Genomic DNA, 8,769 nt, shown 5'->3' on the forward strand with positions numbered 1-8,769 from the left:
GGTGATAATTGTTGCCTGAGCCGGAGGAGGCGCGATCATCCACATGGATGGACGTATGGCTATAACCGGCAAGAAGCCCGAGCCGCCAGCTTTCGCCGATGGCCGCATCGCCGCCTGCAATAAAGCCTCCCGTCGAGCGGTCGAGGCGAGCAGCGTTGCCGTCTCCGTCCAAATGTCCCCAGGCGCCGAAACCGCTGCCCCAGACGGCGAAGTTTTCGCTGGTCGCGGGAGCCAGTTCCGGGCCTTCCGGTCCATATGCCATGACCGGCACGGTTGATGCGCCCACGCCTGCGAACGCTGCGCGAATGCGATCGCCGGCGGCGTCACGGACGAAATGGCTGTCTTCGACAAAGGCGCTGTGAACGGAAGCATGGATCTCGCCCGAAAGCTGATCGAATGCGTTGCGGGATCCCTGTCCCGTCAGGAAGAGGATGTTGTCGTGGATCGTGTTGCCGGAACCAAGGGCTTCCGCAGCCGCGCCCACGGATCGCTGATTGAAGGTATTGCCGACATCGGCAAAGGTGACAGAATTGCGATCGACGTCGAGATAGACGTTGGTCGGGTCATAAGCGAGTTCGAAATCGACGAAGGGCGAGTCTGTAAAGAGGCCTCCTGTCAGCCCGCCGTAGGTCCCGATCACGCCGCCAGCGGCGGTCAGAAGCGTGTAGCGGGTATCGACTGAGAAATGCCCGGCACCTTCACGCACCAGGTTGACGCTCGCTCCCTTGTTGATGGCGGCACTGCCGGCAACGTCGATGAGATCTGAAGCCTTGCTCGGTGCGATACCCGCCAAATAGGTCGACCCGGCCTGCTGCACGAAGTCACCGTTGACGGTGAGCACTGCAACCCCCTTGCTTGGATCGAGCACGCTGCCAGGAGCGACGGTGCCGCCTGCGCCAACCGTAAGAGAGCCGACTGCACCGATACCCGTAAGGGTACCAGTAGCCGAGACGCCTACCTTCGAAACAATGCGGCCATCGACGGCGAGTATGCCTCCAAGCACCTTGGTCGGCCCGCTGTAGCTGTTTTCGCCGGACAGGATCAGCGCTCCTTCGCCGCGCTTCGTCAGGTCTCCGGCGCCCGAGATTGAATTCGACCAGATCGAGGAGTAGCCTTTGGTGTCGACGTCGAAGACGCCGGCGTAGCGGAACTCGCCCGGACCCTCGATCGCAACGCCGAGATTGAGCAGACCCTGGCCGAAGACTTGTTCATCCTCGAACCCTTTGGTGGTCGTCGTTGTCAGGAGGGTTTCAATGGTCTGGCGGGCGTTCATGTAAGGGAATGCCGACCGGATCACTGCCGCCGCGCCAGCAACATGCGGCGTTGCCATGGAAGTACCTTCCTCGTACTTATACGGGTTGTTCTTGTTCGCCCGATCCCCTTGTGGCCAGGTAGAATAAATGCCGTTCTCATCAATCGGATTATCGGGATCGGCATTAATATCGCCACCCGGAGCCGCGAGGCACCACTCTGCTGTGGCTCCGCATCTATTGCTATAGCTGGCAATCTTGCCATCCTTGCCGACAGCAACGACTGTTATCAGCGAGCCTGCCAGATCCGAGAAGTCGAGCTTCGAGACATCAGACCCGCTCACTATCTTGTATGTATTTGGGTTATTGAAATCGAAACCTTTGTTTGTTTGATCGTTTGTGTCGATGAACTTATAAAGATTTCCATCTTTGGTATTTTCTGGCGTTATTAACGGCAACGTGCCGATGCCGCTGGGAATCGCCGAAGCAGCGCCGGGTTGGTCGTCGGTACTGGCATCATTACCGGCGGCGAAGACGAGCACGATGTCCGCCTTAGCCGCCTTCTTCAACGTATTGTAGGTATCGACGAGATTGCTCGGATCATCATAGATGGCCTGATAGTCGAGAATCTCATAGTTTTTATTATCGATGGCATATCCCTTGCCATCGAGTTTCAGTTGGCCGTTCTCGTCCTTGAGATACCGCCCCAGCAACAGGCCTGGCCCGTAGCTCCCATTGAGCACGCCAGCTCCCGCACCAATCGCGTATTCGATCGCTTCATTGGTCGGGTCCATCTCGGGATCATCTGGGTCGCCGATATCCACTGCTCGAAGGGGCAATACTGTCGATTCATAGGCCACGCCCTGCATGCCCGTGCCGTCGCGCGCGGCGCCGATTATCCCCGCCACATGGGTCCCGTGTCCGTCAGGCACACCGTCTTTGTCGACAGAATGGCTGACGTCAGCCAAGCGTTTATCCGTCCCGAAGTTGTGCAGCGCCTTCGAAATGCGCGCCACGAATTCGGGATGGTTGATATCCAGTCCTGTATCCACAATCGCAACGACGACGCCCTTGCCCGTATAGCCTTTAAGGTAGGCGGGCAGGGCGTTGATCATACTCAGGCCCCAATTTCTGGAATATTCGGCATCTGCCACCGGCGCAGGCGACGCGACTGATTCCTGGGCCAAGGACAGATTTGGTGCGAAGAGCGCCGTTGTTGCTAAAAACAATTTGATCGTTCTGAAGCGCGTTGGCATGCTTAATCCCTATTCCCAAAACTACTTATTTCTTTCAGATCAGATTGGCGCGATATCGAGCGGCAAGCGATCAGCTTATGTATCGACCAGGTCCCGCCAGCGGAGATCTGCGCGTCGCCTCTACGCATGCTGGCGTGTCACCAATGATACATCGATTATTTCTGGATTTCAGGCACGTCGGATTGGATTTGCCCTTGCGGTGTAGAGCGAAGTTACTAGCCATAGGATTCCTCCTTCTTAGTTTTGTCAGCCGCAGAGCCCCAGTACGACTGGTGGTAGAAAGCACACGGCCGGAATCTTGGCAGCGCTGTTCACACCCACGTTCGTAAGGTGGCCGATGGGCTCGGCGCCAGAGCACCAATGCTTGACCTGCTCCAGCTCTTGCTCGGCGGGTTGTTTCAGAGACGCTTGATCTCGATGCCGTGTTTTCTCAGCACGTAGCCGATCTGGCGCGGGGTCAAACCGAGCAGGCGCGCCGCCTTTGCCTGCACCCAGCCACACTTTTCCATGGCGGCAATGACCGTATCGGCATCGGGCACCCTACCACGAGTCGTGGCAGGGCCTATCGGCGCTTGCCCGTCGCCGACGGGCGGGGCGGCACGGGCGGCGGAAGGCTCGATCGTAGTCGAGTTCTCTGACGTCGGCGGTCCGTTCTTCCACAGCGCCGCGGCCAAGCACTCACCCACGCAACAGGCAAAGTCAGTTCTGAGGATTGATGGACCCGTCGCCAGAACTGCCGTCCGTTGAACGCAGTTTTCGAGCTCTCGGATGTTGCCTGGAAATTCGCAATTCATTAGCACCTCAATCGCTTCGGGAGCGAAGGTCAGCGTGTGATCATTCTCAGTATTGAAATTCTTGAGAAACTGAGCGGCCAAGAGCGGAATATCACCTCGCCTTTCGCGCAATGCCGGCACGCGTAAAGTGACGACGCTGATGCGGTAATAGAGGTCTTGCCGGAACTCCTTGCGTTGAACTGCCTTTTCCAAGTCCCTGTTGGTTGCGGCAATCACGCGAACATCGACTTTAATGGTGTGGTTGCTGCCGACACGCTCAAACTCCTGCTCCTGCAGGACACGCAGCAGCTTAGCCTGGAACGAGCCCGATATTTCGCCAATCTCGTCCAGAAACAATGTGCCTTTGTCGGCAGCCTCAAAGCGCCCCTTGCGCAAATTGATCGCGTCGGTGAAGGAACCCTTCTCATGACCGAACAAGTCAGATTCCAGAAGCGTCTCGGTGAGCGCCGCGCAATTGACCTTGATGAAGGGCTGCTTGGCGCGAGGCGAGAGTTCGTGAATGGCTTTGGCAACCAGCTCCTTGCCGGTTCCGGATTCACCTCGCAACATGACCGTAGTCTTCGCCTTGGCCACCTTGACAAGGTGCTCACGCAGCTTGCGCAGCGCCAGACTATCGCCAAGCATCTCCTTGCTGATCTTTTTACGCTCCATTTGGCAGCCCATCCCACTCCGCCACCCGCCGGTGGAACTGCACTTGACGGTGAGCTGTGTTGTTTTTCGTCATTATCATTCTCGATCTCACCTTTGTGCCTCGAAATTTCCGGCGCGCGGACGCCCTCGGCAAATGGCAATGGCGCCTGAGCATCGTTGTCTTTCACCAGGACGAGCGTCTTCTCCTCCGTGCGGGCGCCCGCAATATGCGCGCTTGTTTGCGCAGGCCTTTACTCGACCGGTCGCCGTTCTGTCCGGCTTCTGCCGCACCGCAGCCTGCAAACCCATCCTTGACAAGAAAGGAGGGGAGTCAATCGAGCTCTCCTTGCATTCGTGCAAGGAAAATTGTCAGTTTGATAGAATTCTATCAAAACGGCAGAAACGCTCCGCCCCCAATTTGGCTGTACCTGCGGCGTTCAGCGTACGTGACGACATGTGCGGACTTGTCCCAATTGCCATCCGAGTTGTGCGGGAAACAGTAGCCGCTGCGCTGTTCGCTTCAACCGCGTGATGCCGCTGACAGTAGAGGCGGCGGCTCGTCGAGCGAGGCTTCATTGTTCGGCTACTAAAGCGGCTGTGCTTTGGTGGGAGTTGGTTTCGCCCAAGTTCTGGGCCTGAGGGCGTCGGCCCGTTTCGCCGCACAGGCTCCTTCCACATCGTCGAGCCGAGAAAGAGGGGCCACACAGCTCCCCCTGTTTCACAATGCCCCGCCCCTCAGCAGCTAGATACGACAGGTGACCTCAAATGATGCGTCTTGCATGGCTTCTACACCTGCCTGAATGCCAGAACTGCGTTCGTACCGCCCATGGCGAAGGCGTTGCTCATGGCGACGCGCACCTTGCGCTCGCGCGGCACATTGGGTGTGATGTCGAGGTCGCAAGCGGGATCTGGCTCGCGATAGTTGGCGGTCGGCGGCACGACGTCCTCTTGGATTGCCATCACGCAGGCGATCATTTCAAGCGCGCTCGCTGCGCCGAGGCAATGCGCGTGCGTGGACTTGGTGGAAGAGATGGACATCGAATAAGCGTGGTTTCCAAACACACGCTTGATCGCCGCCGTTTCAGTCTGATCATTGCTCTTGGTACCGGTGCCGTGCGCGTTGAGGTAGTCGACGTCCTCGGCATTCAGCCCGGCATCGGCAAGGCAGGCGCGCATCGCCGACGCTGGCCCCTCGACAGATGGCGCGGCGATGTGGAAGGCATCGGCGGAAAGGCCGACGCCGGCGATCTCGGCAAGAATTGTGGCACCACGCGCCCTGGCATGCTCGTAGCTTTCCAGCACGGCCATGCCAGCACCCTCGCCCAGCACCAGGCCCTTCCTATCGGCGGAGAAGGGCCGGCAGGTATCGGGTGAAAGCACGCGCATTGCTTCCCATGCTTTCAGCACGCCCCATGCGAAGGGTGCGTCGCTGCCTCCGGAAACCATTACGTCGGCCCGGCCCAGCTTGATCTGATCCACCGCCGAGGCGATCGCATGGTTGGCCGAGGCACATGCGGAGGTCACCCCGAACACCGGCCCGCGCAAGCCGAGGCGCAAGCTCACCTGGCCGGCGGCGGCGCTTGGCATCGTTTTGGGTACAGCGAGGATGCCAACTCGCCTCGCGCCGTCCAAAAGGAGGGCCCGGTAAGTTTCCTCCATTACATCCCAGCCCAAGCCGCCGACGCCCACTGTAGCGCCGAAGCGATGGGCATTCCCTTCGTCGCAGGAAAGTCCGGCCTGCCGCATGGCTTCGCGCGCCGCAAGCACGGCGAGCAAGCTGAAGCGGGCCATGGAGACGAGCTGCTTGCGATCGATGTCGTGCTCGGGCAGCGCCTTGATCTCAGCGCCGGTCATGCCCTCCAGGTCATGAAGCTCGGAATTGGCGAGCGGGCCGATGGCGGAGCGGCCTTCGCGCATCTCTTTCCACATAGAGGCGGCGTCAGTGCCCAGTCCGCACAGGCCGCCCACTCCGGTGATAACGACGCGCCTGTCCATTCAAGCCTCCTTCGCAAGCAAGCCGCGGACGGCGTCCACGACGTCGCCGACATTCTTGAGATTGGACCAGGCATCGGCCGTGTTCATATCGATCTTGATGCCGTAGGCCTGTTCCACATCCCAGAGGACGTCCGCCAAACCCAGCGAATCGAACCCGAGCGCGTCCAGTTCCGTGGCGATTGTTATCTCGCCGACGAATGACGCAGGCATTCCCTCACCGCTCTCCGACTCGGCGCGTTTCTTGATCAGGGCAATGACGTCCGTTGCGAATTGATCGGCCATTCTGTTTCCTGTCTTTCTTTCCCGCGTTTCGACCCGGACGCGGCTCAGTTCCTGAGGCGCGCCGCGTCGCGAAAGCCATCACGCTTGTGCGACTGACAAAGCCCAATGCTCATAAAGCCGGATCAGGTCCGGCCGGTGTGTGGCGTAGGTGCAGTATGACGATGTGAGCCGCTACACCGTGCGCGTCTCCCAGTCTGTCCATAGGCTCGGAAGAAGTCGGACAGTTTGACATGGCCGGTCAGTTGCAACTCCCTTTCCCAACACTCCACTGCCCGGTAGAGCGCATGAAAGTTCTCCTTTCGGGCAGTTTCTTAAGACGCTCGCCACGCCATGAGGCAGTGGGGCATCGGTGTGCGTCAGGTGCTTCTGCCCATGCAGGATTCCACAACATTGATGAAATCGTTTGTTTCGATGAAAGGCATCCACACTTTGGATAGTTGACCACGCGTTTCAAAGGTCGTGAACTACATCTCCTCGTTGTGCTCGACGCACTCCCGACAAGTAACCTCACGGGCGCGGCATGCAGGATCCGAGCCCAGCCGGTCATGAGTGCGGCCTTGCCGGGTCGGGCGATAGGCAGTCATGCCCTTCCTGCGGGTCAAGCACTCCGAAAAAACATTTCCCCCATAAATGCTAGATCTTCCGCTGCCTTTTCGCGTCACAGGCCGTCAAACGTCCGGCCGTTCACAACAGTGATCCGGCAAGTGTTTGGCTGCGCGAGACGATGCTGCAGGGAGTCGTCCTGCATGGCACTTCGCTATGATGCTGCGGTGCCGTCTAACGGCGCCTCGTGTTTGAACACACTGAACGGCCACCGCGATCAAAATCGATGGTTCGAGGACCGTTGATCATCACCCCGCCAGCCTCGATCTTGTTTGCCGCCACGAGAGCGACACAGAGACTGCTGGTGAAGATGCCCGCCTGCCCGCTATGTTCGGGATGGTTGACCATCCCGGATGGACCCATCGAGGGTGTCAAGGCGAGCATGAGCACAGGCGCGAACAGTTCACGGGCAGGCGCGACGGTGGCCGCAAAGCAACGTCGCGCCAGCATGCGATCTCAGCAGGATCGGCACCATCCTGTCAGGGAGCAATGCGAGTGGCTGGCTTAGCCGCTGCGACGCTGCCCGGCATCGATGACGAGGACCTGGCGCCGTGCGAGGAGCAAGAGTAGACGGATAGTATGCGCGGGAGTGGCGACCGACCACCTTGTTTCTAAGGCAGACTGAAAGCGGCTCTTACCGGGCGGCTACGCTGTTTCAGAGACTGGGGCGTCGTGCACATCCAGCCGATACTCTTTGTTGCGGATTGCGAACCGATTGCATTGCCGCAGTTACTGGCATCATGTTAACGCGTCGGACGGCGACATTGGCGAGCACGGTTTTGTGGCCGCAGTTGACAAAGCCCATAAGTTCTAGATGCTGCGTGCTAGAATAGATGTTTGAAATCGCAGGGAGTTTCTGATGTCCAACCTTAAGGAAACTGAGGCAACCCAGGCAGCAGGCGAGGTGCCCGTGAAGGAACAGACACCCGATACAAAGGCGCCGAAGACGCGGAAGCGGACCGCGCAGCGCGCAGGTGCTATACGAACCAGAGCCGCCAGCTCGGCTCTTCAGGCGTCTTCATCTAAAGCGATCGCTTCGCCTACAGTCCGGGCAGCGCGGAGAAATTACTCTGAGAACGAGCGTGCCCAGAAGCTCGGCGAGATCGAGAAGCAGATCGGACGGGGAGAGAGTATCAAGGCAGCCGTTCAGAACGCTGGAATATCGGAACAGACGTACTATCACTGGAAAAGGGCTGCTGGGCAGACAACACAGAGCGATGAGCTCAAGGATCTTGTGAAGCTTGAAGAAGAGAACGCCCGTCTGAAGAAGCTCCTCGCTGACCGGCTCCGGAAAGAAAACGCCGAGCTCAGGAAAAAGCTCGGGCTTGCTTGAGCCCTTTGCCGCCATAGGCAAAAAGCCCGAGGGGCGGCTGACCTGAGCTCCAAGGTGACCTTCCTTTCTTCCTGTGACACAGCGAACAGCGTCGCGCCCAGCAGCCGATACTGGCGCAACGAGCTGTTTCGACCTGAGACCGGGCAGCCGGCAACTGAAGACGTTCTTGACGAACGCGCCCAGCCGCTCCCGCCGCCAGTGGTGATCGAGCTGGACGTCGCCGGCAAGGTGCGGCTGCGGATTCCACTGACCACGCCGCCAACACTGGCAGCGGCGATGGTGAAGGCGCGGGGCGTTTCATGATCCCGGTCCCGAGCCAGGTGCGGATCTGGTTGGCGGTGGGCCGGACCGATATGCGTCGCGGAATGCAGCGTCTCGCTCTGCAGGTTCAGGAGACATTGGGCCGGGATCCGCATTTATGCGTCGGGCGAGATTATGTGGCGGAGCCGCCCTGACCCCTTCGGACCGGCCAAACCCAGCTTGCCTCCGCCACATAAACATTCAGATGGAGTTCAGCAGTTGCAGAACGGAGTCATTTGGTCGGAAACGCACGCCGTGATCGCCGGTGACGCCCGCCTTCTCGAGTCCATTGCGCATCATCTCTACATCCGCTGTGGCATAGCGGT

General features: G+C 59.2%; 7 protein-coding genes and 1 pseudogene. 3 read left to right on the top strand and 5 right to left on the bottom strand.

Annotated features, from left to right (window positions below):
• The 5 genes and pseudogenes from EOA86_RS11850 to EOA86_RS11870 all read right to left on the bottom strand — a co-directional run.
• On the bottom strand, nucleotides 1-2,506 hold a 2,506-nt coding region (locus EOA86_RS11850; RefSeq protein ID WP_128341804.1), incomplete at its 3' end, for an autotransporter serine protease.
• 398 nt (nucleotides 2,507-2,904) lie between these two features.
• Nucleotides 2,905-3,948: pseudogene (gene nifA / locus EOA86_RS11855) on the bottom strand (nif-specific transcriptional activator NifA); the annotation flags it as partial.
• 768 nt (nucleotides 3,949-4,716) lie between these two features.
• The gene (locus tag EOA86_RS11860) at nucleotides 4,717-5,925 is read right to left on the bottom strand and encodes a beta-ketoacyl-[acyl-carrier-protein] synthase family protein (protein WP_127399720.1); all 1,209 of its coding nucleotides are present in this window, start codon (nucleotides 5,923-5,925) and stop codon (nucleotides 4,717-4,719) included.
• Nucleotides 5,926-6,207 (bottom strand): acyl carrier protein, encoded by a 282-nt coding sequence (locus EOA86_RS11865; RefSeq protein ID WP_095517116.1) that lies wholly within the window; start codon nucleotides 6,205-6,207, stop codon nucleotides 5,926-5,928. It lies immediately after the preceding gene.
• Nucleotides 6,208-6,984: 777 nt separating this feature from the next.
• A complete protein-coding gene (locus EOA86_RS11870; RefSeq protein ID WP_091600633.1) occupies nucleotides 6,985-7,260 on the bottom strand; it encodes a hypothetical protein in 276 nt (91 codons plus the stop codon).
• Nucleotides 7,261-7,669: 409 nt separating this feature from the next.
• Here EOA86_RS11870 and EOA86_RS11875 point away from each other — a divergent pair, with 409 nt between their 5' ends.
• Genes EOA86_RS11875 through tnpB form a run of 3 tightly spaced genes read left to right on the top strand, consistent with a single transcriptional unit; the run spans nucleotide 7,670 to nucleotide 8,598 of the window.
• Entirely contained in the window at nucleotides 7,670-8,143 is a 474-nt protein-coding gene (locus tag EOA86_RS11875) for a transposase (protein ID WP_091600632.1), read from the top strand.
• 54 nt (nucleotides 8,144-8,197) lie between these two features.
• A complete protein-coding gene (locus EOA86_RS40135) occupies nucleotides 8,198-8,446 on the top strand; it encodes a transposase (RefSeq protein ID WP_236473611.1) in 249 nt (82 codons plus the stop codon).
• Entirely contained in the window at nucleotides 8,443-8,598 is a 156-nt protein-coding gene (tnpB, locus tag EOA86_RS41190; RefSeq protein ID WP_084831567.1) for an IS66 family insertion sequence element accessory protein TnpB, read from the top strand. The genes EOA86_RS40135 and tnpB overlap by 4 nt, the downstream gene beginning before the upstream one ends.
• The last annotated feature ends 171 nt before the right edge of the window (nucleotides 8,599-8,769 follow it).

Origin of the sequence: Mesorhizobium sp. M5C.F.Ca.IN.020.32.2.1 (genome assembly GCF_004023105.1) — a bacterium.
Classification (GTDB): Bacteria; Pseudomonadota; Alphaproteobacteria; order Rhizobiales; family Rhizobiaceae; genus Mesorhizobium; species Mesorhizobium wenxiniae.

What these genes read in the sequence shown, in the direction of transcription:
- EOA86_RS11875 (WP_091600632.1), top strand. Translation starts at nt 7,670, where the DNA reads ATGTCCAACCTTAAGGAAACTGAGGCAACCCAGGCAGCAGGCGAGGTG.
- EOA86_RS11870 (WP_091600633.1), bottom strand. Translation starts at nt 7,260, where the DNA reads ATGCTGGCGCGACGTTGCTTTGCGGCCACCGTCGCGCCTGCCCGTGAA.
- EOA86_RS11865 (WP_095517116.1), bottom strand. Translation starts at nt 6,207, where the DNA reads ATGGCCGATCAATTCGCAACGGACGTCATTGCCCTGATCAAGAAACGC.
- tnpB (WP_084831567.1), top strand. Translation starts at nt 8,443, where the DNA reads ATGATCCCGGTCCCGAGCCAGGTGCGGATCTGGTTGGCGGTGGGCCGG.
- EOA86_RS11860 (WP_127399720.1), bottom strand. Translation starts at nt 5,925, where the DNA reads ATGGACAGGCGCGTCGTTATCACCGGAGTGGGCGGCCTGTGCGGACTG.